Origin of the sequence: Blautia pseudococcoides (assembly GCF_001689125.2) — a bacterium.
GTDB classification, from domain to species: Bacteria; Bacillota; Clostridia; order Lachnospirales; family Lachnospiraceae; genus Blautia; species Blautia pseudococcoides.
Genome location: NZ_CP015405.2, coordinates 5,021,458 through 5,044,426 on the forward strand (window position 1 = coordinate 5,021,458; position 22,969 = coordinate 5,044,426).

28 protein-coding genes, 7 tRNA genes and 1 pseudogene are annotated in these 22,969 nt (G+C 43.7%); 32 read left to right on the forward strand and 4 right to left on the reverse strand.

The window, feature by feature from the left end; all coding sequences use genetic code 11:
• The first annotated feature begins 2 nt into the window (after window positions 1–2).
• The 17 genes from A4V09_RS23515 (at window position 3) to A4V09_RS23595 (ending at window position 9,243) form a co-directional block, all read left to right on the forward strand.
• Complete coding sequence (locus tag A4V09_RS23515; protein WP_242963898.1) at window positions 3–872, forward strand: carbohydrate ABC transporter permease; 870 nt, start codon at window positions 3–5, stop codon at window positions 870–872.
• A 191-nt stretch (window positions 873–1,063) separates the two neighbouring features.
• Window positions 1,064–3,316: an alpha-xylosidase gene (gene yicI, locus A4V09_RS23520; RefSeq protein WP_065544478.1), complete on the forward strand. Its 2,253-nt coding sequence runs from the start codon at window positions 1,064–1,066 to the stop codon at window positions 3,314–3,316.
• Window positions 3,313–3,597, forward strand: a complete 285-nt coding sequence (locus tag A4V09_RS23525; protein WP_065544479.1) for an ISAs1 family transposase — start codon at window positions 3,313–3,315, stop codon at window positions 3,595–3,597. Before yicI ends, A4V09_RS23525 begins: the two co-directional genes overlap by 4 nt.
• Window positions 3,598–3,988: 391 nt before the next feature.
• Window positions 3,989–4,192 (forward strand): tyrosine-type recombinase/integrase, encoded by a 204-nt coding sequence (locus A4V09_RS26920; RefSeq protein WP_288868444.1) that lies wholly within the window; start codon window positions 3,989–3,991, stop codon window positions 4,190–4,192.
• 517 nt (window positions 4,193–4,709) lie between these two features.
• Entirely contained in the window at window positions 4,710–5,015 is a 306-nt protein-coding gene (locus A4V09_RS23535; RefSeq protein ID WP_065544480.1) for a hypothetical protein, read from the forward strand.
• A gap of 150 nt (window positions 5,016–5,165) precedes the next feature.
• Complete coding sequence (locus A4V09_RS23540) at window positions 5,166–5,495, forward strand: rhodanese-like domain-containing protein (RefSeq protein ID WP_065544481.1); 330 nt, start codon at window positions 5,166–5,168, stop codon at window positions 5,493–5,495.
• Between the two features lie 40 nt (window positions 5,496–5,535).
• A complete protein-coding gene (yfcE, locus tag A4V09_RS23545; RefSeq protein ID WP_065544482.1) occupies window positions 5,536–6,078 on the forward strand; it encodes a phosphodiesterase in 543 nt (180 codons plus the stop codon).
• Window positions 6,078–7,265, forward strand: coding sequence for a THUMP domain-containing class I SAM-dependent RNA methyltransferase (locus tag A4V09_RS23550; protein WP_065544483.1), 1,188 nt, complete (start codon window positions 6,078–6,080; stop codon window positions 7,263–7,265). The genes yfcE and A4V09_RS23550 overlap by 1 nt, the downstream gene beginning before the upstream one ends.
• Window positions 7,234–7,833 carry an XTP/dITP diphosphatase gene (locus tag A4V09_RS23555; protein ID WP_065544484.1) on the forward strand — a complete coding sequence of 200 codons (600 nt, stop codon included), beginning with the start codon at window positions 7,234–7,236 and terminating at the stop codon, window positions 7,831–7,833. Before A4V09_RS23550 ends, A4V09_RS23555 begins: the two co-directional genes overlap by 32 nt.
• 22 nt (window positions 7,834–7,855) lie before the next feature.
• Window positions 7,856–8,338, forward strand: coding sequence for a metallophosphoesterase family protein (locus tag A4V09_RS23560; protein WP_065544485.1), 483 nt, complete (start codon window positions 7,856–7,858; stop codon window positions 8,336–8,338).
• A gap of 227 nt (window positions 8,339–8,565) precedes the next feature.
• Window positions 8,566–8,640, forward strand: a tRNA-Pro gene (locus A4V09_RS23565).
• Window positions 8,641–8,667: 27 nt separating this feature from the next.
• Window positions 8,668–8,738 (forward strand) — tRNA-Gly (locus A4V09_RS23570).
• Between the two features lie 21 nt (window positions 8,739–8,759).
• Window positions 8,760–8,833, forward strand: a tRNA-Arg gene (locus A4V09_RS23575).
• A gap of 30 nt (window positions 8,834–8,863) precedes the next feature.
• Window positions 8,864–8,937, forward strand: a tRNA-His gene (locus tag A4V09_RS23580).
• Between the two features lie 19 nt (window positions 8,938–8,956).
• A tRNA-Gln gene (locus A4V09_RS23585) sits at window positions 8,957–9,028 on the forward strand.
• A gap of 16 nt (window positions 9,029–9,044) precedes the next feature.
• A tRNA-Lys gene (locus A4V09_RS23590) sits at window positions 9,045–9,117 on the forward strand.
• Between the two features lie 42 nt (window positions 9,118–9,159).
• Window positions 9,160–9,243: transfer RNA gene (locus A4V09_RS23595), tRNA-Leu, on the forward strand.
• Between the two features lie 139 nt (window positions 9,244–9,382).
• On the opposite strand, the gene A4V09_RS26925 is transcribed toward A4V09_RS23595, so the two are convergent.
• Window positions 9,383–9,598 carry an IS3 family transposase gene (locus A4V09_RS26925; protein ID WP_089280601.1) on the reverse strand — a complete coding sequence of 72 codons (216 nt, stop codon included), beginning with the start codon at window positions 9,596–9,598 and terminating at the stop codon, window positions 9,383–9,385.
• Window positions 9,599–9,844: 246 nt separating this feature from the next.
• Here A4V09_RS26925 and A4V09_RS23605 point away from each other — a divergent pair, with 246 nt between their 5' ends.
• The 5 genes and pseudogenes from A4V09_RS23605 (at window position 9,845) to A4V09_RS26255 (ending at window position 12,078) form a co-directional block, all read left to right on the forward strand.
• Entirely contained in the window at window positions 9,845–10,198 is a 354-nt protein-coding gene (locus A4V09_RS23605) for a helix-turn-helix domain-containing protein (protein ID WP_065544486.1), read from the forward strand.
• Entirely contained in the window at window positions 10,195–11,235 is a 1,041-nt protein-coding gene (locus A4V09_RS23610) for a hypothetical protein (RefSeq protein WP_065544487.1), read from the forward strand. The genes A4V09_RS23605 and A4V09_RS23610 overlap by 4 nt, the downstream gene beginning before the upstream one ends.
• An 84-nt stretch (window positions 11,236–11,319) precedes the next feature.
• Window positions 11,320–11,514 (forward strand): annotated as a pseudogene (locus A4V09_RS26930) (recombinase family protein); the annotation flags it as partial.
• A 75-nt stretch (window positions 11,515–11,589) separates the two neighbouring features.
• Entirely contained in the window at window positions 11,590–11,721 is a 132-nt protein-coding gene (locus A4V09_RS26250; RefSeq protein ID WP_330396475.1) for a hypothetical protein, read from the forward strand.
• A gap of 12 nt (window positions 11,722–11,733) precedes the next feature.
• A complete protein-coding gene (locus A4V09_RS26255; protein WP_330396589.1) occupies window positions 11,734–12,078 on the forward strand; it encodes a recombinase family protein in 345 nt (114 codons plus the stop codon).
• A gap of 128 nt (window positions 12,079–12,206) precedes the next feature.
• Here the strand turns inward: A4V09_RS26255 and A4V09_RS25040 are convergent, their stop codons facing one another.
• Window positions 12,207–12,362 carry a hypothetical protein gene (locus A4V09_RS25040; RefSeq protein ID WP_171286271.1) on the reverse strand — a complete coding sequence of 52 codons (156 nt, stop codon included), beginning with the start codon at window positions 12,360–12,362 and terminating at the stop codon, window positions 12,207–12,209.
• 331 nt (window positions 12,363–12,693) lie between these two features.
• On the opposite strand from A4V09_RS25040, the gene A4V09_RS23620 reads away from it, so the two are divergent.
• The 7 genes from A4V09_RS23620 to A4V09_RS23650 all read left to right on the forward strand — a co-directional run bounded on the left by A4V09_RS23620 (window position 12,694) and on the right by A4V09_RS23650 (window position 18,796).
• Window positions 12,694–13,416: a ferredoxin family protein gene (locus A4V09_RS23620; RefSeq protein WP_065544488.1), complete on the forward strand. Its 723-nt coding sequence runs from the start codon at window positions 12,694–12,696 to the stop codon at window positions 13,414–13,416.
• A gap of 11 nt (window positions 13,417–13,427) precedes the next feature.
• Window positions 13,428–14,057, forward strand: a complete 630-nt coding sequence (locus tag A4V09_RS23625) for a hypothetical protein (protein WP_065544489.1) — start codon at window positions 13,428–13,430, stop codon at window positions 14,055–14,057.
• 15 nt (window positions 14,058–14,072) lie between these two features.
• Window positions 14,073–15,086, forward strand: coding sequence for a Bug family tripartite tricarboxylate transporter substrate binding protein (locus tag A4V09_RS23630; protein ID WP_065544490.1), 1,014 nt, complete (start codon window positions 14,073–14,075; stop codon window positions 15,084–15,086).
• A 37-nt stretch (window positions 15,087–15,123) separates the two neighbouring features.
• A complete protein-coding gene (locus tag A4V09_RS23635; protein WP_065544491.1) occupies window positions 15,124–15,549 on the forward strand; it encodes a tripartite tricarboxylate transporter TctB family protein in 426 nt (141 codons plus the stop codon).
• A 22-nt stretch (window positions 15,550–15,571) separates the two neighbouring features.
• On the forward strand, window positions 15,572–17,092 hold the full coding sequence (locus tag A4V09_RS23640; protein ID WP_065544492.1) for a tripartite tricarboxylate transporter permease: 1,521 nt from the start codon (window positions 15,572–15,574) through the stop codon (window positions 17,090–17,092).
• Window positions 17,089–17,937, forward strand: coding sequence for a 3-methyl-2-oxobutanoate hydroxymethyltransferase (panB, locus tag A4V09_RS23645; protein ID WP_065544493.1), 849 nt, complete (start codon window positions 17,089–17,091; stop codon window positions 17,935–17,937). Before A4V09_RS23640 ends, panB begins: the two co-directional genes overlap by 4 nt.
• Before the next feature lie 106 nt (window positions 17,938–18,043).
• Window positions 18,044–18,796 (forward strand): IclR family transcriptional regulator, encoded by a 753-nt coding sequence (locus A4V09_RS23650; protein WP_084043759.1) that lies wholly within the window; start codon window positions 18,044–18,046, stop codon window positions 18,794–18,796.
• A gap of 133 nt (window positions 18,797–18,929) precedes the next feature.
• On the opposite strand, the gene A4V09_RS23655 is transcribed toward A4V09_RS23650, so the two are convergent.
• Entirely contained in the window at window positions 18,930–20,132 is a 1,203-nt protein-coding gene (locus A4V09_RS23655) for a coenzyme F420-0:L-glutamate ligase (protein ID WP_089280600.1), read from the reverse strand.
• Between the two features lie 189 nt (window positions 20,133–20,321).
• On the opposite strand from A4V09_RS23655, the gene A4V09_RS23660 reads away from it, so the two are divergent.
• Together A4V09_RS23660 and A4V09_RS23665 are read left to right on the forward strand one after the other, a co-directional pair.
• On the forward strand, window positions 20,322–20,489 hold the full coding sequence (locus A4V09_RS23660; RefSeq protein WP_157123555.1) for a hypothetical protein: 168 nt from the start codon (window positions 20,322–20,324) through the stop codon (window positions 20,487–20,489).
• 9 nt (window positions 20,490–20,498) lie between these two features.
• Window positions 20,499–20,795: a hypothetical protein gene (locus tag A4V09_RS23665; RefSeq protein ID WP_065544495.1), complete on the forward strand. Its 297-nt coding sequence runs from the start codon at window positions 20,499–20,501 to the stop codon at window positions 20,793–20,795.
• An 81-nt stretch (window positions 20,796–20,876) separates the two neighbouring features.
• Here the strand turns inward: A4V09_RS23665 and A4V09_RS23670 are convergent, their stop codons facing one another.
• Window positions 20,877–21,635, reverse strand: a complete 759-nt coding sequence (locus tag A4V09_RS23670) for a polysaccharide deacetylase family protein (RefSeq protein ID WP_065544496.1) — start codon at window positions 21,633–21,635, stop codon at window positions 20,877–20,879.
• A 201-nt stretch (window positions 21,636–21,836) separates the two neighbouring features.
• On the opposite strand from A4V09_RS23670, the gene A4V09_RS23675 reads away from it, so the two are divergent.
• Window positions 21,837–22,874 (forward strand): LacI family DNA-binding transcriptional regulator, encoded by a 1,038-nt coding sequence (locus A4V09_RS23675; protein WP_065544497.1) that lies wholly within the window; start codon window positions 21,837–21,839, stop codon window positions 22,872–22,874.
• Window positions 22,875–22,969: the final 95 nt, after the last annotated feature.

The window sequence follows — 22,969 nt, forward strand, 5'->3', positions numbered from 1 at the left end:
GTATGAGCGGAAAATCTTATGGTATGACAACAGGCAAAAGAATTGGAAACGGAATAACATCAGTGGTTTTGAATCTGATCATGTGGATTTTTTCTCTGTCCTGTATTTTTCCACTGGTTTGGATGCTGTATTCTTCTCTAAAGGTAAAGAGAGAGTTTAACGGAGATATTATCGGACTTCCTTCAAATCCTACTCTGGAGAACTTTGTAAAAGTGCTGACAAATCCTGACTATCATATCGGGGATTCCATTATGAATAGTGTCAGAACAACGGTTCTCTCTGTGTTTTTTATTGTATTGTTTGGATTTATAGTAGGATATTTTCTGGCGAGAATCCGCTTTACAGGAAGCAAGATTATATGGGTTATGCTTCTCATGGGAATGCTGATCCCGGTGCACTCACTTCTGGTTCCTATTTATGTGGTATTTAATAAAACAGGGCTGTCAAATCAGTGGTTTACTCTGATTATTCCTTACGTGGCATTTGGGCTTCCTATTGCAGTATTTTTGTGTCAGGGATTTATTAAGGAGATTCCAACGGCTTTGGAAGAGGCGGCTGCTATTGATGGGTCTTCATTTTCAGGAACTTTGTTTAAGGTAATTATGCCTATCTGCAGACCGATTATGGTTACAGTGGCAATTTTGCAGACCTTTAGCTGCTGGAATGAGTTTTCTTTTGCTTTGGTATTGATTAAGGATACAGCACTTCAGACAGTACCTCTTGCTATGACACAGTTTACAGGGCAGTTTTCCTCGGACTATCCCAAGATCATGGCTGCTATGCTGATTACTATGGCACCTATTGTTGTATTATATTTTGCATTCAGCAAGCAGATTATTAAGGGTATGGTTGCTGGGGCTGTGAAAGGGTAGATGTAAATAGTATGAGAAAACAGATTATAACAGAAGAAAACGGTATAAATGTAGTTTTTGAAATTCGTGAGGATAGAAGCTTTATCTGATGAAGAGGATTACCGGTATTATGCCACTATAGCAGCAAACTCTCCCAGCGGTCTTACTCCAGAGCAGAGTGCTATGTATAGAATAATAGAGGAGAAAAGATTATGAAATTTACAGATGGATATTGGAATATGAAAAAGGAAATAACACCGCTTTATGCAGTGGAATATGCAGACAGCAGAAGAGAAGGAGATGACCTGGTGCTCTATGCTCCCGGAAAGCATATATCCCATCGGGGTGATTGTCTGAATCAGGGAATGCTTACCATACGGCTTTCCAGTCCTATGGAGGATGTGGTGAAAGTATCTGTGATTCATTTTCAGGGGTCTGCCTATAGCGGTCCTTTTGCGGAAATTATAAAGGCATCTCCTCATGTGACGATTGAGGAAAGTGAGGAATTTCTTATATATCAGTCAGGAAGTACAAGGGCCGTAGTAGATAAACGTGCTGATTCTTGGGGGATCCGTTTCCTGTCAGGGGAACAGGAGCTTACGAATACAGGTTTCAGGAATATGGCTTACATGTTAAATAACCAGACGGGTAATAAGTATACAGTAGATGCTCTTGCTATTGACATAGATGAATACATCTATGGTTTTGGTGAACGATTTACTCCTTTTGTGAAAAACGGTCAAGTAGTGGAGATGTGGAATGAAGACGGCGGTACAGCCAGTGAAATATCTTATAAGAACATTCCCTTTTACATTACAAATAAAGGCTATGGAGTTTTGGTGGATAATGAAAGTGATGTTTCGTATGAAATAGCCAGTGAGAAGGTAGAGAGGATCCAGTTTTCAGCAGAAGGTGAGCGGCTGGATTACTACGTGATCAATGGCGGGACTCCTAAGGGGACGATTCAGAAATATACTGAACTCACAGGTAAACCGGCGCTTCCCCCTGCCTGGTCTTTTGGACTTTGGCTGACAACTTCTTTTACTACGAATTACGATGAGGAGACTACAGGCAGTTTTATTCAGGGAATGGAAGACAGGGATATTCCGCTTCATGTATTTCACTTTGACTGTTACTGGATGGAAGCTTTTGAGTGGTGCAATTTTACATGGGATCCGAAAACTTTCCCGGATCCTAAAGGAATGTTGAAACGGTACCATGACAGGGGTCTGAAAATCTGTGTCTGGATCAACCCATATATTGCTCAGAAATCACCTCTGTTTAAGGAAGGAATGGAGAAGGGGTATTTAATCAGAAAAACCAACGGTGATGTATGGCAGACGGATATGTGGCAGGCAGGAATGGGACTGGTGGATTTCACGAATCCAGATGCGGCTGCATGGTATCAGGAGAAGTTAAAGATGCTGCTGGATATGGGTGTGGATTGTTTTAAAACAGACTTTGGTGAGCGGATACCGGTAAAGGATATTGCTTACTTTGACGGCTCCGATGCAGTAAAAATGCATAATTATTATACATACTTATATAACAGGGCAGTTTTTGAACTTCTGGAGCAGGAACGTGGAGAAGGGGAAGCAGTTTTATTTGCGCGGTCTGCTACGGTGGGAGGACAGAAATTCCCGGCTCACTGGGGTGGTGACTGTTCTGCAAGCTATCCTTCTATGGCAGAAACTTTAAGAAGCGGACTTTCACTTGCCTGTGCAGGATTTGGCTTTTGGAGTCACGATATCAGCGGATTTGAGAATACGGCTCCGGCAGATATTTATAAAAGGTGGTGTCAGTTTGGGCTTTTAAGCTCTCATAGCAGGCTTCATGGATCTACATCCTACAGAGTGCCCTGGCTGTTTGATGATGTAGCCTGTGATATTCTAAGAAAGTTTGTGAGATTAAAATGCAGTCTGATGCCGTATCTGTATCGACAAGCTGTTCTATCCCATGAAGAAGGAACGCCTATGATGCGGCCTATGTTTGTAGAATTTCCAGGGGACAGAGCATGTGAAACCCTGGACAGACAATATATGCTTGGAGATTCACTGCTAGTAGCACCTGTCTTTAAGGAATCCGGTGAAGTGGAGTATTATGTGCCTGAAGGAGAGTGGTTTAATATTCTGACCGGAAAAATAGTTAAAGGAGGAAGTTGGCATAAGGAAACGTATGATTATTTTAATATGCCTCTTTTAGTGCGGCCAAATACAATTCTGGCAGTAGGAAATAATATGGAGCGTCCAGATTATGATTACGCAGAAGGTGTGACTTTGTATTTATCCTGTTTTGAGGACGGCGAGAAAGCGGAGGCTTGTGTGACAGATTTGACAGGGGGAACAGCACTGGCTGTTAAAGCTGTGAGGGAAGGAAACACCCTTAAAGTATATACTGAGGGAAGAGATGAGAATGTCAAAATCCAAGTGTTGGCAAACCAGAAATTGGAAATTGTTAAGGCATGAGTTTTTTGGGCTGCCAAAAACAGATTGCAAAGCAGATTGTGGAACAGAAAGGACATTATTGTCTTGCAGTAAAAACAAACCAGGCAATTTTGTATGAAGAGATAAAAGACTATTTTTCTTATGCTGAAAAAGAAGAGCCGGAAAGACTCAGTACTTATCAGACAATCGAAAAAGACTATGGACGCATAGAAAAACGGAAGTATCTGATTTCACTAGAGATTGATTATCTTACGGGGAAAGAAAGATCAAAGAAAAAAAGGCAATGCAAAATCTGTCATTGATTCGCAAGATTTGTTATAATCTAATGAAATTGGATAAACGATTTGATAAAAAGTAAAAGATGACTTATAAGAAGATGAGCATGTTATATACCTGTCATTTAGAGTATGTGCAGGAATTGATTTTTCAGAAAATTGCAGAAAACATTTAAAAATATCCATCCAGGGGTTTCATTCCCCAGATGGATATTTTTATGCGCTTGCCCTGCGATTGGTAATCTTTCAAGGGTATGCGTATTGGGGAGCTGCACGGACTGATGTGGAAGGATGTGGATTTTGATAAAAGGTTGACTTATCAAACCATGCGGTATTTTCATAGTAAGGGTACATTTTGGGTGAGATGTGGGCACCTGATTTTGAGGATTTAGTTTTCACAAATCCCTATGGATAACATATCAGCCATACTGCTATTGATCAAGTTATGAAAAAGATAGAGGAAAAGATTAAAGATACTGTAAAGGACTTTGAACATATTTACCCTCATGTGCTCAGGCATACCTTTGCTGCCAGAGGTCTGGAGAATGGTATACAGCCAGAAGTTATGCAGGAATTGTTAGGACATACGAGCATAACCATGACAATGTGTTTCCAAATATGAAAGCAGAAGAGATAAAGAAAATGGGAAACTTGTTTGGATAATCTTGTGGGAAGTGGTGCATAAGGTGTAGGCCTGGCTTTGCTTTTGATGGATATTAAGAAGCAAATTTTCTCAATAAAGCCTTAGTGATGTAAAAGTGGTGTAAAAACGTCCTTGCCGCTGTTCACATCCAGGAGATGTAAAACCCGGAAATTCCCTTACCCCCTTATAAACAGACAGAGAAACACCCTGTAGGGGAGCTACAGGGTGTTTCGAGGGGAGTATAAATAATTAAATAAGGGGTTATAATGTAAAAAAAATTTTTGAAGGGTAAATTCTTTTTACAACCCATATTATAATATAAAAGGAAAAAAAATGCAATCCTTTTTTGACGAGATACGCATAACAAAAGGAAATATTAATGATTTTAGCCGGATAAATTGACGAAAAGAAGAAGAATTGAACAGCGGCGAATATTTTGGGGCAGAAAAGACATAATAAGACTGTAAATAAAAATGTACAACCAGGAGGTAAAGTCATGGCTAAAAATTATAGCAATGAGTCAAGCAACAACAAATCCACTAATGCAAATAACTCCCAGAATTCTCAGAACTCCCAGAATTCTCAGAACTCCCAGAACTCCCAGAATTCCCAGAATTCTCAGAATTCTCAGAACTCTCAGAACTCCAAGAACTCTCAGAATTCTCAGAACTCTCAGAAGAACTCTTATTCAGGAAGCAAAAACGGAACAGAGAACTGCGGAACAAGAAACTCACAGAATGAGTCTTCTTCCAACAGCAAAAACTCTTCTAAAAACAACACATCCTCAGAGTACAACTATTAATTAGAACTAAAAGAGGATACAGTCAGGGAGATTTCGGACAACCATCCGAAATCTCCCTGATTTATGATAATAGAAACCGCGCGTGGCGTGGTTTCTATTATTTGCGTCCTGGATTTGGTATGCATATAATAGAAGAAAAAGGTATTTCATATGACTGGTATTGAAACAATTTCAGCCCATGATCTAGATAAATATTATGGAGACAGGAATGTTATGATCATAGATTTGCGTGACAAAGAGGAATATGAAGCAAGCCATTTTGATGGGGCTGTAAACATTCCGTATGAGGAGCTGGATATCTTTGAAGCGCTTCCCGCCAATAAGACCTTTGTTCTTTACTGCGACAGGGGAAGCGCCAGCCTTTTGGCGGCCAGGGAGCTGATGCAGAGAGGCTACCGCGTTAAATCCGTTGTAGGCGGTTTCCACGCATATAAAGGAACGAACTTGTATTTTCCCGCAGAGCATAGTAAAATAAAGTAGACGAAGCAGCTTAATGAGAAAAACAGAGGAGAATATATTTATGAAATACATGTTCGCATCAGACATCCACGGTTCAGCCTATTTCTGTAAAAGGATGTTGGAAGCATATAAGGCGGAAAATGGAGACCGTCTGATTCTGCTGGGGGATCTGCTGTACCATGGTCCCAGAAATGACCTTCCCAGAGATTACGCGCCAAAAGAAGTCATCGCTTTGCTCAATGGATACAAAAATGAATTGTATGTGGTACGGGGCAACTGTGACGCGGAAGTGGATCAGATGGTGCTCCAGTTTCCGATTATGGCTGATTACTGCATGATCATGGATGGGGAGCGCACTATTTACGCCAGCCATGGGCACATATATAATGAAGAGAATCTGCCGCCTATGAAAAATGGGGATATTTTTATACACGGCCACACCCATGTATTGCGTGCAGATAAGAAGGAAAACTATACTATTCTGAATCCGGGTTCTGTTTCTATTCCCAAGGAAGGAAATATCCCCACCTATGCGGTGCTGGAGGACGGCTTGTTCTCAATCCGCGGATTTGACGGGGAAATTGTTAAGGAGTTAAAATTATAATGGAAAAATATGAATTGATCGCACCATGTCATTTTGGACTGGAAGCAGTATTAAAACGGGAAATACAGGATTTAGGATACGAAGTCAGTGAAGTAGAGGACGGGAAAGTGACATTTCTCGGAGATGCCGGGGCAATTGTCCGGGCAAATATGTTTTTGCGCACAACGGAGCGGGTACTTTTAAAGGTGGCTAAAATTAAGGCCGTCACTTTTGAGGAGTTATTCGAGAAAACAAAAGCCCTTCCCTGGGAAAAATATATCCCCCAGGACGGAAAATTCTGGGTGGCCAAGGCAAATTCTGTAAAAAGCCAGCTGTTCAGCCCATCTGATATTCAGTCTATCATGAAAAAAGCCATGGTGGAACGCCTGAAAGCAGTGTATCATGTGGACTGGTTTGAGGAGGACGGGGCCAGTTTTCCGGTTCGTGTAGCATTTATGAAAGATGTGGCTACCATTGGCATTGACACATCAGGTATCTCTCTCCACAAGAGAGGATACAGGCAGATGATCAGCAAGGCACCCATAACAGAGACTCTGGCAGCAGCGCTGCTCATGCTGACACCCTGGAATAAGGACCGTATTTTGGTAGACCCATTCTGCGGAAGCGGAACCTTTCCTATTGAGGCAGCTATGATTGCCGCTAATATTGCACCCGGACTGAACCGGAATTTTCTCTGTGAGGACTGGAGACATCTCATTTCAAGAAAACATTGGTATGAGGTTCGGGAGGAAGCACAGGGAATGATCAATCTATCTGTGGATACAGATATACAGGGATATGACCTGGACCCTGAAATGGTGAAGGGAGCCAGGGAAAATGCGGAGAGGGCAGGTGTTGACAAGCTGATACATTTTCAGCAGAGAGATATCAAAGACCTGAGCCATCCTAAGAAATACGGCTTTATTGTCACCAATCCTCCATACGGAGAACGTCTGGAAGATAAGGAGAACCTTCCTTCCCTTTACGAGACCATAGGGGAGCGTTATCAGGCGCTGGATTCTTGGTCCATGTATCTGATCACAGCCTATCAGGACGCAGAGCGCTGCATAGGAAGAAAAGCAGATAAAAACAGGAAGATATACAATGGCATGATAAAAACGTATTTCTATCAGTTTTTGGGGCCGAAACCCCCAAAGAAAAAGAGGAGTTCAGCAGATGAAAAGATTGATCTTTGCAACCGGCAATGAAAATAAGATGAAAGAGATCAGGGAGATCATGGAAGGCCTTCCGGTTGATATTTTATCTATGAAAGAAGCAGGTATTGAGGCTGACATTGTGGAAGACGGAATGAGTTTTGAGGAGAACGCTCTGATCAAGGCACGGGCTGTCTGCAGGCTGGCCGGTGAGATGGTGCTTGCAGATGATTCGGGGCTGGAAGTGGATCATCTCAACAAGGAACCGGGTATTTACTCTGCACGTTATATGGGAGAGGATACCTCTTACAGGATTAAGAACCAGAATATCATTGATCGTCTGGAGGGGGTGCCGGATGAAAAACGTATGGCCAGATTCGTATGTGCCATTGCGGCTGTATTTCCGGATGGCAGGGAGCTGGTGACACGGGGGACAATTGAGGGCATTATCGGTTATGAGGAAAGAGGGGAGAACGGATTCGGATATGATCCCATTTTCTATCTTCCTGACAGGGGCTGCAGCACTGCCCAGCTTCCGCCGGATGAGAAAAACAGCGTGAGCCACAGGGGAAATGCCCTGCGCAGCATGAAAGCTTTGCTGGAGAAGGAACATTTATTATAATAAATGGAAAGGACTTTCAAATATGAAGGTATTAATTGTCAGCGACACCCATGGTCATGAAGGAAATCTGGAGAAGGTTTTGGGGAAAGTGGGAGATATCCAGCATTTGATCCATTTGGGAGATGTGGAAGGGCATGAGGACTATATTGAGGCAATCTCAGGATGTCCCGTACATATAGTGGCAGGAAATAATGATTTCTTTTCCGAGCTTCCCAGGGAGGAGGAGCTGTGGCTGGAGGATTACCATGCACTGCTCACACATGGACACTATTATTGCGTATCCATGGGGACCAGCCGTCTGGAGGAGGAAGCACGTGCCAGGGGATTCCAAATTGTCATGTACGGGCACACCCACAGACCTGAGCTGAAAATAGAGGAAGATCTGACCGTATTAAATCCGGGAAGTATCTCTTATCCCAGACAGTGGGGACATGAACCGAGTTATATTCTTATGGAAATCGACAGGGACGGGGAAGCTCACTACACAATTAATTATCTGAAATAAAAGAAAAAGCATATATTGGCATCTGGGGGGACCCACAGGTGCCATCCCCCAAAGGTATGTATTTTGACGGGAACTGATATGGGAGATAGGGAAAACCGGGGAAATATGTCAGAAAATGGAATAGATAAAAATATTCCTAAAAAAAGTGTTGACTTTTCACTTTCCCTATGGTATATTTTATCTTGCGTCAGGCAAGAGCACTTGCGTAAGACGGTAAGATAGCCTTTCGGGGTGTGGCTCAGCTTGGCTAGAGCGCCTGGTTTGGGACCAGGAGGTCGCAGGTTCAAATCCTGTCACCCCGATGTTTCAACAAGTGCAGTAATGCCCGTGCGGGTGTAGTTCAGTGGTAGAACACCAGCCTTCCAAGCTGGATATGTGGGTTCGATTCCCATCACCCGCTTTCGGTTTTAAAACCGAGGATGTGTTTGTAGCTCAGTTGGATAGAGCAACGGCCTTCTAAGCCGTGGGTCGGGGGTTCGAATCCCTTCAAGCACGCTTGTGTCGAAAGATGCATAATGTATCATGGTGGGTATAGCGCAGTTGGTTAGCGCGCCAGATTGTGGCTCTGGAGGCCGAGGGTTCGAATCCCTTTACCCACCCTTGCCGTTACGGCGCTCTTGGGCTATCGCCAAGCGGTAAGGCACAGCACTTTGACTGCTGCATTCGCTGGTTCGAATCCAGCTAGCCCAGTTCAAAGTTTGAATATGGAGCATTAGCTCAGTTGGTAGAGCACTTGACTTTTAATCAAGTTGTCCGGGGTTCGAATCCCCGATGCTTCACTGGAACAAGCAAGTGCTTGTTCCTATTTTTTTCTGTAATATGCGGATATGGCGGAATTGGCAGACGCGCCAGATTTAGGTTCTGGTGTCTACGACGTGCAGGTTCAACTCCTGTTATCCGCACCAGATAATGATAATCCGAACCCGGTTCCAATCGGGGACGGCTTCGGATTTTTAGTATATCTTAAGTGCTAAAGCAAAAACGGCGGTATCGTGAGTGAACTGAACCGCCCCCTGTCAAGTAGACAGACGAAAAAAAGAAAAGTTATGCAGCAAGGGTCTGGTTCCTAAAGTCAAGGGGAGCCAGACCCTTTAGCTTCGACTGAAGTCGTCTGGTATTGTAAAAAAGAATGTATTCATCAATGGCCTGCTGTAATTCCCCAAAGGTATGAATCTGCTGTAAATAATACATTTCTGCTTTCAGAATGCCCCAGAAGCCCTCCATAGGGCCATTGTCAATGCAGCGGCCGGGCCGGGACATACTCTGTGTTGTTTGGAAACCCTGTTTTGTAGTCGTGTGTAGCCACACTTCCTCCAAAACACAAAATAAGCGGTTGCAATCTGCTGTTAGAAACACAGCCGGATTGACCGCTTATTTTGTTTCTGCAGCCCTGCTTTCTCTATGCTGTCTATGAATTATTTTTATAATTATTATGCTTGTTACGGGTTGAAATACAAACGTATAAATGATATAATAATCATAGAGAAAACGAGGAGGTCACAGCTTATGAAAGAGTTAGGAGAACGCCTGCGGGGGCTGCGGGAGAGCGTGAAGTTGTCACAGGTAAAAATGGCGGAGCTGTTAGGTGTGAAGCAGTCCAGTATCAACCGCTATGAGCAAGGGCTTTCGGCTCCCTCTTTAGAAACGCTTGTGAAGTATGCGGAATATTTTGATGTGTCTATGGATTATATTTTTGCCCGCACTGATAAGCCACAGGGCAAGCTGTATGAATACCACCCCAAGATTGCAGCGGGGAGTGAAGAAATGAAGCAATTCATTGAAATGTGCTTTGACCCGCAATCTCCCATGAGTGAGAAACTAAAGCAAACACTTCTTCAAATGATGGAGGTGGACAAATGAAAGATATGATATATTATCCTGGTTTTGAAACTAGAGATGAAAATTGGTTAAAATTCGCGTTACTTTACTTCGATACACTTCGACCCATAATCCCATACACAATTTATTCCGAGGAAAGGTATCTCAGTGATACATTCCAATATGTTATGGGAGAAACCGACCTTATTAAACCATATCGGCCTGAATATGAAGAAGGTTTCCATGCCTCTATTCTGGCATGTGAAGAATTCGAAAAATTTCTTTTACATCCCGGGAGGTATGGCGCATATTTTTACGGAAGCAAATCTGGAGCATATATTGAAAAATGGAAAAATCAAAATCATCAAGATTGTACGCTTTTTAGTGGAAAGTATTCGCAGACATTTTTCGACTTTTGTATAGATAATAATATCGCAACACCGTGCCGAGAGGGAATTCACATTTCAAATGATTTGGCATTTGTATATATGAGTATTCTTGCAGATATCATTTCTAAGCGACAGGAATATGAAATGATTACCGATGTTCAGAAATATTCTCGGTACTTAATTAACAAGGATTTGACAGTTTCCAGAGAGAATCAAAAGAGAATTATGGCAGCTCAAAACAATATTGAGTTTTCTTTGCCTGCTAACTTAAATCACATTCCTCTTAAACAGTTTGTGCAATTAAGAAAAGATCGTAGTTTCAATACCGCACGAAAAGCTTACATGTCGCAGATTGAACAGCTGATTGCACATCAAGAAAGTGGTGAATTTTTTTCATTAGAAGATCTTTTATCATATAAAAAAGATCTCATTAAAATTGGTCAACAATCTTTTGCATTTACAGCTTCAGCAATAGTGAGCTGTTTTAGTTTTTATTCGCTTTTCAATGGCCAACATAATGCGATTGTTCCGGCGGTGGCCTCTGCTGTTATGGATGGTATTACAGTTAGAGATACGTGTTCCAATCTTCCTCAATATGTAAATAGTATCAAAGAAAAGTACTTGGCAAGAAAATATGTGGCATCAATCGAAAACATCAATAGGCCTGTTTATAAAAGGTGGTGGAGATAAATGAAAGGGATTATTTACGCCCGCTATTCTTCGGATAATCAGAGAGAAGAAAGCATTGAGGGACAGTAGCGGGAATGTAAGGAGTATGCTGAGCGCAACGACATTACCATTTTAGGAACTTACATTGACCGGGCATTGTCAGCAAAAACAGATAACCGCCCCGAATTTCAACACATGATTAAGGACAGCGCAAAGGGCTTGTTTGATGTTGTGCTTGTATGGAAGTTAGACCGTTTTGCCCGAAACCGTTATGACAGCGCACGCTATAAAAATCTTTAGAAAAAGAATGGTGTCAAGGTCATTTCCGCAAGGGAAAATATCTCCGAGGGCAGCGAGGGCATTATACTGGAAGCCATGCTGGAGGGGTATGCGGAATACTATTCTGCGGAACTTTCAGAAAAGGTTATCCGGGGATTAACAGACAATGCGCTGAAATGCAAATACAACGGCGGCACTGTTCCTATGGGCTATTACATTGATGAATAGCAGTATTATCAAATCGACCCCAAAACTGCCCCTATGGTGCTGGAAATGTTCACGAAGTACAGCGAGGGCGCAACCATGCAGGAACTTGTCAATCTGTTAAACGACAGGGGTATGCGTTCCATTCGTGGCGGGAAAATTACGTTGAATATTATGTACCATCTTTTGAAGAACCGCCGCTATATGGGAGAATACAGCTATCGTGATGTGGTTAAGGAGGACGGTATTCCGGCGATTGTACCGAAAGAATTGTTTGAACGGGTACAGGAACGGCTGGCGAAGAATAAAAACGGCTCTAAGACGATTAATCTTGCAGAGGTGGAGGGTTCGGATTTATCCGTACTCGGTGCACTGTACTAAAGTGTTAGAATCCTTATTTTACAAGGAGTTCTGGCACTTTTTTGTTTACGAAAACATAAAAATGGGGCAAAAAAGGATTTCCGGCTCAGTATGTACTGAGAAGGAAATCCTTTTTTCTGTTCAGGCGCTTATCTGCCTTCTGACTCTGCCACTATATCTTCTAAAACTTTTATCAGATCAGGCAGGGATTCTAAGTGGACATTTCGTTCCAGAATACAGTTTTTTAAATCAACAGACAGAGTTTCAAATTTTTCCCGGATTGCCGGGGATATATAGGATGCCATAAAATCACCTCAATAATAGGATGCACCTGCCCACAATAAAATATGCGGAACTGGTGCGTGATTTTTGAAGCCCAGTCGATTTTTGTCGAATATTTACATGTGATACTAAGGAAGATCATAATATGAGATAAATTTATATGCATATACATAGTATTGGACTGCATTGCTTTTTGACTTAATAAGGTATATGGGCAAATTTAACGAAAATATAGCAGACAGAGTCTTAAATTTGTAAAGATATTGACACGATACTTTAAGATTGTTATAATTACAATATGAAGTACGATATTATAATACAATGTGCTATAATATAGCACAGAAGGGAGCGGAAATGAAAATTAACAAAGATTTATGCATCAACTGCGGTAAATGCATGGATTACTGCCCGGTAAATGCAATAAAGCGGATTGAGAGGCAGATTGTCATGGATTTTGATGCATGTGTAGAGTGCGGAGTCTGCAGACGTTCTGCTGTCTGTCCAAAAGATGCCATTTATCAGCAGAAGTTAGTATTTCCCAGAACAATCAGAAGTATTATGAGTGATGTTCTGACAATTGCCGAGGAATCCCAGATATCAGGGCGCGGCACAGAGGAGATGAAAACAAATGAGGTGACCGGAAGATTCAAAGATGGATGGGTGGGTATTGCGATCGAAATGGGAAGGCCTGGGGTTGCTGCCCGAATGTATGACGTGGAACGGATGGCCATGGCGGTGGCGAAAGAGGGCGCAGAATTTGAAGTGCAGAACCCTGTCACAAGTATGATGGAGAACCCCCAGACCGGGAAATTCAAGGAGGAACTTTTAAATGAACGTGTTCTTTCCGCAATTCTTGAGTTCCCGGTTCCCATTGCAAGGGTCAAATCCGTTCTCAGAGTGATTCGGGAGGCTGCGAAGGAAATTCATACGGTTTTCAGCCTGGATATCTGTTCCAAGGTGGCTGAGGACGGAAGCATTCCACACGTGGAGCCAGTAAAAGAACTGGGAATGTGGATCTCTCCAAATGCCAAAACAAATGTAGGGTTGGGAAGACCGCTGTTTCAAAAAGAAGGATAAGGGGGAAAGATATGACACATACACTGCATAGAGCCGGAAGTGTGGAAAATTTGAAAAACGATTGGGTTATTTTATGTATGCCCGGCAAAGATGTCAATCATGTTGGGTCCGCACCAAAATTGAAACGTTTTTTTGAATTGAGTGAAAAGAATCACTGTGTCACAATGGGAGACTGCCGCAGCGGAAACGAGTATTATCAGGGCAGCCGCAGAAAAATGATAGAGACAGTGGAGGACAGGGCAGTTATCACGGCAGTTTTTAACTGCGAGGAAGACGTGGTAAACATGCTGAAGGATTTGAAAAAAGAGGATTTGGGAATGTCAGTTGTCGTATCAGGCCTTACAGACAGAGCAAAGGAGTGCTGCTGCAAATCAGGTCTGAAACCCCATACAGTGGAACATTCCCTTGGTAGATGGGGCCAAACAGATAAGCTGCCGCCTTCAGAAATATTGGAGATTTCAACCATGTGCGGACATTCCATGGTAGCAGTGAATCTGATATATAAAATGATAGAGCAGGTGCAGAAGGGTAAGATGACATCTGCAGAGGCGGCACAGGAATTGTTTAAGCCCTGTATGTGCGGGATTTTTAATACGGACAGGGCCGAGAAGCTGATAGCAAAAATTGTGGAGAAGGAATAAGAGGGAGGATTTTTCATGAAAAAGGGTGTAGCTTTTTTCTTATGGTCACTTTTGGCTTCTGTTTTACTAGTGGGATGCGGTACCACATCCACTTCAGAAGAGAACAGTGAAAGTGGAAAAGCGGCAGGGGATTTTAAGCTGAAAAAAGATGTGGAGTTTATTTGTCCTTTCAGCGCTGGCGGCGGAAGCGATTTATATGCAAGAATGGCAGCGGATATCATACAGAAGAATGGATGGTGTGATCAGCCGATCATGGTGGTTAACAAAACTGGCGGTGGTGGTTCGGTTGGGGATACATACACATTTTCCAAAAAAGGAAGCAGTGAAACCATTACAACTTATGTATCAGCGCAAATAACCAGTGCAATGTTGAATAAGACAGAGGTAACCTATAAAGACTTAACGCCTATATGCAATTTGGCAATGGATGAATATTTGATAGGGGTTAATGCAGATTCACCATACCAGACGGCAGAGGATTTAATGAAGGCGTCAAAGGAAAATCCGGGAAGTATTACAGTTGGGGGATCTGGCAAGGGTACAGAGGATGAATTGGTAACAGGAATGATGAATAAATATGGAGATGCGCAGTTTGAATACGTTTCCTATAACAGTTCCTCAGAAGTCATGAGTGCTATGTTGGGCGGGCATATTACGGCAGGGATTTATAATCCCAATGAATGCCTCAGTCAGGCGGAAGCAGGCCAGGTCAGCTTGCTGGCTGCTTTTGGGCCTGAAAGGGTCAGTATCCTGCCGGAGATATCAACCTTTACGGAACTGGGTTATCCGGATATTGTTTTTCAGCAGTTCAGGGGAATATTTGGAGCACCTGAAATGTCAGAAGAAGCTGTGACTTACTGGGCTGACGTATTTAAGAAGGTTACAGAGGACAATGAGTGGAAAGAAAAATATTTAGATTCCAATGGTCTGACGAGTAAATATATAGCAGGAGAAGATTTTGAGACATTTCTTGGTGGTGAGGCGGAAAAATATGAAACGATCTTCAAAGCAACAGGTGCTCTGGAATGAAACGCTGATCGATCAGGAAAAGAGGTGATGGGGCGTCATGCTATTTGTAATAGAACTTTTTTTTATGGCAGTCGGTGCTGTCAGCGTGATACTGGGAATTACTAAATATACATTTTGGGAGGTGACAAAACCGGGAGCTGGATTTATGCCTGTTTTGGTAGGAGTATTACTGATCATCATCAGTTTGTTTATGATAAAGGATAAAAAGCTCAAAAGTGAGAAAAAGTTTGAGGTGCAGGGAATGATCCCAGTGGGAATCATAATTGCTGCGGTAATCGGAATCTATATTGTGGGAATGACTTTTTCAGTAAGCTTTATGGTATTCGGATGGATGAAGTTTTTGGAAAAGTCAAAAATTTTTAAATCACTCTTCGTATCAGTCTTGACAGGGATCATTATTTATGCAGTATTTGGAATATGGCTGAAAGTGCCTTTGCCTGCTGGCGTAGCAGGGATACTATAGAGGTTGAAAAGAGGTGAGATGTTTGGAAAATTTTGAATTATTGTTTAGGGGTTTTGAAACGGCACTTACCCTTGAAAATCTGTTAGCGTCTCTTTTGGGAGCAGGATTGGGGATCATTATTGGAGCTATGCCGGGAATCGGGTCTTTAGCAGGCTGTGCACTTTTATTACCGCTTACTTTTAAAATGAATCCTACAACAGCTATTATCATGCTGGCAGCAATCTATTACGCAAACATGTATGGAGGGTCTTTTAGCGCCATATTGCTAAACATACCGGGTGACTCTCCTGCTATCATGACTGCCATAGATGGATATCCCATGACCAGAAAAAATAAGGCGGGGAAAGCTTTAGTTGCTGCGGATTTATCTTCGTTTATAGGAGGAACCATTGGGATTCTGCTCTTGACCATTCTGGGGCCTACATTGGCAGATATCGGACTTAAATTCGGGCCTGCTGAAATGGTATCTCTTTTACTTTTAGCACTTACTTCAATTGGATGGATGCTGGGAGATGATCCAAAACCAGGCCTTATGGCTACCTGTATTGGTGCGCTGCTGGCTCTAATTGGGCTTGATCCTATATCAGGATATTCAAGATTTACATTTGGAAATGTGAATCTGCTTAGTGGATTGACATTTATTCCGTTAGTTATAGGGATGTTTGGATTCAGCCAGGTGATCGATATGGTGACCAATAAAAATAATTTTAATTTTCTGGGGAAGAAAAGAATCCGTATACGGGAGAGTATTTTGAACCGAAAAGAGGTAAAAGCGTTGCTGCCAATATCTCTGAGAGGTGGTATAATGGGCACCTTTATTGGGATTTTACCGGGAGCAGGCGCAACGATAGCATCTTTTATTTCTTATATGACAAACAAAAAAATGTGCAGGAATGGAGAAGAATTCGGTACAGGTGTTATAGAAGGGGTGGCAGCTTCGGAATCTGCCAACAATTCTGCGGCTGCCGGAGCATTTGCCCCTTTGCTGTCACTGGGAATTCCCGGTTCGGGTACGGCAGCCGTTTTACTTGGCGGTTTGATGATGTGGGGGCTTAAGCCGGGGCCACAATTATTTACACAGGAATCAGAGTTTGTTTGGGGGCTTATAGCTTCTATGTATATTGGTAATATTATTTGTATTTTAGTCGCGATCTGTATCATTCCATTCTTAATGAAGCTTTTATGTATTCCCAGCGGGATTTTAGCTCCGATCATTGCATCATTATGTATTGTAGGCGCTTTTTCCGCAAATAATAATATGTTCGATGTTGGGGTTATGCTTATTGCAGGTATTGCTGCCTACATTTTAAAGACCTGTGGGATACCGGCCGCCCCTCTGCTGCTTGCGTTTGTATTGACACCAAAATTGGAACTGTATTTTTCTCAGGCGTTTCAGATTTCCAACGGCGACCCGGCAATCTTCCTTAAAAAACCGATTTCGTTGGCACTGTTGATTTTTATGGTATTATTCATGATCATGCCAATTGCGGTTAAAAAGATACGGAAGCGAAAATTAAGCGTAAGAAAGGATAAGGATGTATGAAAAAAAGTATAATAGATTTCAGAAAAATGGCAGAAGAAAACAAAAAAATCGTATATTTAACAGCCTATGATTACCTCACCGCAAAATACCAGGAAAAAGCCGGAGTGGACATGATCCTGGTGGGAGACAGTCTGGGAATGGTGCAGTTGGGATATGAGACGACATATCCGGTGACCATGGAGGATATGATAAGCCACTGCAAAGCTGTGCGCAGGGGCGCGCCGGAGACCTTTATTGTGGGGGATATGCCCTATATGTCATATCAGATCTCCGATCAGCAGGCCGTGGAAAATGCAGGGCGGCTTACAAAAGAAGCGCTCTGCGATTGTGTGAAGCTGGAGGGAGCAGGGCCGGAGATCGCAGGACGGGTCAGGGCCATCAGCAGTGTGGGGATTCTGGTCATGGGACATATCGGGCTTACACCTCAGTTTGCGGCAGAGCTAGGAGGATACAAGGCACAGGGGAGGAGTGCGGATGCCGCGGTAAAATTGATCCGCCAGGCAAAAGAGCTGGAGGAAGCAGGGGCGTGCAGTATCCTGGTGGAAGGTGTGCCGGCGGCTGTGGGGGAGGCGGTCACCAGACAGGCGGGCATTCCCATCCTGGGGATCGGAGCAGGATCCCATACCCATGGACAGCTCTTGATCTATGCGGATATGGTGGGGCTGTATGACAACTTTACACCAAAGTTTGTAAAACAGTTTGCCCATGTGGGGCAGCAGCTGCAGGAGGCATTCCAGGAATACTGCAGGGAAGTGCGCAGCGGAAGTTTTCCGGATGACAGCGTCCATACATATAAAATGAGTGCTGATGAGGTGGAAAAGCTCCAAAGAATCACAGAAGCCTGAAGATAAAAAGCATTTTGATGGATATGGAAAATAGTGGAAATTTGGGTGGACTTCAAATTAAGGCTGTCTTATAATAACTACTAAAGGATGTTAGGAGAATAGTACCATGGAAATGAAAGAAAAAAAGAATACTATACAGTCCGTCGAAAGGGCCATATCTATTCTTAAATGCTTTGAAAACCATCAAAGGCTCGGAATAACGGAAATCAGCAAGATGCTTGCTCTGCATAAAAGTACAGCCTTCGGCCTGGTGGGGACCTTGGAATATCATGGGCTGCTGGAACAGGATGCGGATGGAAAATACCGTCTGGGAATAGAACTGTTCCGCCTTGGCACACATGTGCAGATTGATTTGCGTAATATTGTACTTCCGTATCTGGATGAACTGCTCAGACAGTGCCAGGAAACCGTTAATCTGGTCATCCGCGAGAAGGGAAATGTGGTATATATTGAGAAAAAAGAAAGTCCCCATTCCATGAGGATCTGTACAAAGGTCGGACAAAGCCTGCCGATGTACTGCACAGCAGTGGGGAAAGCCATTATGGCGGAACTGCCGGGAACGGAACTGGAAGAGATTCTTGAAGGTACGGAATTTACCAAATATACGGAGAATACGCTGCAGTCACAGGAACAGGTAAAGCAGCAGGTAGAAGAAATCAGAAAGGCAGGCTATGCGGTAGACCGGGAGGAGCTGGAATACGGGCTGGTCTGTGTGGGGGCAGCTATCCTGGACTTAAATGGCTATCCGTTAGGTGCGATCAGTGTCTCCGGGCCTGCAACACGGATGACGGAAGAATTGATCGGGCGGTCAGGAAAGCTTCTGCATGAATATGCGGGACAGGCCAGAAGAAAACTTTGATAAAAAGATTTGCAGGGCGGCGCCTTTGCTGTGCCGACTGAAGGAATGCCCCGGGGATACAGAAACCGGCAGGCAGACAAAAATCCAGGATTCCAGTCTATAAAAGGCCGGAATCCTGGATTTTTTATACCCATTATTCTTTTGTGTAATTGTCAAAATATCCCTGGATATAGATAATAGGCGTACCCTTATCTCCGGAACCGGAAGTCAGGTCTGCCAGGGAACCCAACAGGTCTGTCAGGCGTCTTGGTGTCGTGCCCTGGGTTACCATGGTACCCTTCAGGTTTTCTGCTTTTTCATCTTTTTCCTGGATGTAATTCTTAATGGCAGCTTTTAATTCATCTCCCGATAAATCAGCGAAATCATTGTCAGCCAGGTATTTCAGCTTCACCTCATTAGGAGTTCCGTTCAGGCCCTCTGTGTAGGCAGGTGAAACTACCGGGTCAGCCAGCTCCCAGATTTTTCCTACCGGGTCTTTGAAGGCGCCGTCACCGTAAATCATGACTTCCACATGTCTGCCGGTTTTTTCCAGAACGGATTTATGTATGGAATCAACCATTTCTCCGCAGCGGATAGGGAAGAGCTTCACGGTATCCTCTGTGGCTTTGTTGGAGCCCAGCAGGCCGTATTTGTCATTGTATCCGCTTCCGTCGATGCTGTGTGTCATAACATCATCCAGCGCGTAGACTTTTTTGGCTCCATTGGCATTCAGGATGCGTTTGGTGCGTTCTCTGCTGTGGATGTCGCAGGTGAGGATACTGGTTGTGTAGTCCAGGATCGCTTTTGGATTGTTGGCAAAAATGATCTCCACTTCTGCGCCGCTCTCACGGATCACATTTTTATAATAGTCCACATAGTCAACACCGGTAAATACGTGTTTTTCGTATCCGAACAATTCTCTGTATTTTTCTTCTGACAGTACATCGGTCCAGGGATTGACGCCCTTTTCGTCCATGGCGTCCAGGTCCACCAGATGATTTCCCACTTCGTCAGAAGGATAGCTCAGCATGAGCACGATTTTTTTACAGCCTTTGGCGATTCCTTTCAGACAGATGGAAAAGCGGTTCCGGCTGAGGATCGGGAAGAGGACACCAACGGTATCATCACCGAATTTTTCATGTACATCTTTGGCAATCTGTTCCACACTGGCATAGTTGCCCTGTGCTCTGGCAACCACCGCCTCTGTGACAGCGATTACATCTTTATCGCGAATCTCAAAGGGTTCGCTTTTTGCAGCTTCCAGCACGCAGTCCACTACGATTTCCGACAGGTTGTCCCCTTCACGGATAATTGGAGCGCGGACGCCGCGGGATATGGTACCTACCATTTTAGACATTATGATATTCCCCCATTTTTTCATTTTCGTGGACACTGCCACCATTACTATTCTACGGTTTGTTGCCAAAATAAGCAAGTAAATCATGACAGAAACCGACAAAAAAATTGTATTAGGGGAAAAATAGATACCCTTGCAGGTATGGAAGATCCGGAGGAAGACGCAAGGTTGACTGGGGATGGCCCTTTTTTGGAGTATTCGGTACTTTTACCGGACAATGATGCAAAGGACAGAGGAACCGGTGTGGTTCAAAGAGGACTCCACGACAGCAGCAGCAGCATCCTGCTGGAACAGGAAAGATATCGTGTATTACAGAGTGGTAATGAATTTTCCTATACATTATATAAGTCCGGGTAAAGAGGTGTTTTGAATTATATAGGGAAATTGAACAAAAGCAGCCCGGATCACCAAGAATCCGGTGCGTATTGGGATGGGAACATATATGTACAGGGATTTTTTTATCATGAGCCGGATCACTGGAATAGGAAGGAGACGGGGAAGTCCGGGGAGGAGGTTCCTGAAGTGACTTACCGGGTATCCATTATAAGAAATGGTCCGTATATTTTGATGGTCCGATACAAAGTTCATGAAACAATGGTCAGCCGGGAAACTGTTAACAGCCGGGCGGCTGCGAAAATGAGGGAACTGCCCGGCATTTTATAAGAAAGACTGGGGGAAAGCGAAAGCGGTAAAAACAGCGTACAGGGAACAGGATACGGTTTTCGGTTCTGTACGCTGTCTTTTTTAGTCTGCGATCTGTCTGCCCTCATGGTCCATATGATAATTGTCTTTGTAAATAAGCTGTGATATAGGAACAAATTCATATCCTTTCTCCTGCAGAGTAGTGAGAAGGGTATCCAGTGCATCCTTGGTATATTTGGCCCCGTTATGGCAGAGGATAATGCTCCCGCTGCCCAGATGGGAATCTTCTGTAACCCTTTTTATGATATCGTCAGCGCCGTAATCTTTCCAGTCCAGGGAATCGACATCCCATTGTATCGGGTAGTAATGATTGGCACGGGCATTTTTAACCACATCGTTGTCATAGTCCCCATAGGGGGGACGGAATAAAAACATATCATAACCGGTCAGTTCTTTTACTTTATTGTGTACGGACATGAGCTCCTGGGTTTTTTCCTCATCTGTGAGCTTGGTCATGTATTTGTGGTTCTCACTGTGGTTGCCCAGGTCATGGCCTGCTTCATAGATTTTTTTTACATCGTCAGGATAACTGGAAACCCATCCGCCGGTCATGAAAAAGGTGGCCTTGACATTGTGTTTTGCCAGAATGTCCAGGAGTGTGGCAGTATCCTCATTGCCCCAGGCAGCATCGAAGCTGATGGCAATCTGTGGTTTATCGGTCTTTACACAGTAGATGGGGAGTTCCCGGCTTCCGACAGTGCTGCTGACAGAGACGGCTTTTGGCAGATATGTAACAGCACATAGTACCAGTGCCCCGGCAAATCCAAGTGTGATAATGGTATTGATCAATTTTTTAAGCAAGGGAGAATCCCCCCTATTAGAATGTTGTTATAATGATATGCCGTTTGGGGGCGGAAAAGAAGTAAATGTTTTTTCATATACTGCTTGTAAAAGAGCGTGCAAAAGGATATAATAGAAAAAAACGCGTGCTAAATGGGAATGTACATGTGCTTTACATGTGCAGCAGAGATTCTATCAATCAAAAAATTCCGGAGGCGGATTATGGCGGGGACAATACAACAGATTGCAGAGCTTGCAGGGGTTTCAAGGGGAACTGTGGACAGGGCTTTGAATAACCGGGGAAGAATTAACCCGGAGGTGGCAAAAAAAATAGAACAGATAGCGTCTGAAATAGGATATGTGCCAAAACACAGGAAAAAAGCAGAAAGCGCAGGAAAGCAGGGCAGCAGGGGGAAACGGATCGGCGTAGTGACCCAATTATCCCAATCATCCTTCATGCTGCAGGTCAATAAAGGAATCCGGGATGCGGCCAAAAAACTGGCGGACCAGGGCATGGAAGTAATTATAAAGGAAAATGCATCTGTGGATGAATCCGAGCAGATGCAGGCGGTCACGGAACTGGAGGAGGCAGGTATTGATGGACTGGCTGTCATGCCTGTGGACTGCGACAATGTAAGGGTTAAGCTCAACGCACTTACAGAGGAGCGGAACATACCGGTGGTCACCTTTAACTCTGATATAGTAGGCACAAAACGCTGTTGTTTTGTGGGACTTGACAACTGGAAAAGCGGCCGGACGGCAGCTGGACTTATGGGAATGATGATGCGTGGGAAGGGAAAAGTCCTGGTCATCACCGGATACTTTTCCAACAGTGCAGGCAGCCGCAGGGTGGATGGTTTTGTGGAGGAGCTAAAGAGAAGTTTCCCGGAAATGGATCTGGTGGGGGTGCAGAGCAGTTTTGACCATACGGATGAGGTGGAGAAGATCATTGTAAATGCTATGTCAGCATTTCCGGATCTGGAGGGCGTTTTTGTGGCATCCGGCGGGCAGGCAGGTGTCAGAAAAGCTTTTGACAAGCTGAAGCTTAAGAAACGTCCGTATGTCATCATCTATGACCTGACACCTAAGAATGAGAAAGCGCTTCTGGAAGATACCGTGGATTTTCTCATCGACCAGGAAGGCTATGACCAGGGATACCGGGCCTTGTCCATTTTGTCGGATTTGTTAAGAAGGGGCAGAAGGCCGGAAAAGGAATATATGTATACGGAAATTAATATAAAGACAAAATATAATCTATAGGAAATCTGCGGGTTTCAATGGGAGAGTCACTGCGGAACCAGGAGACAGCAGCCGGGAATTTCCGGATAGAATGGAAGAGATTTGTACGCTTATCA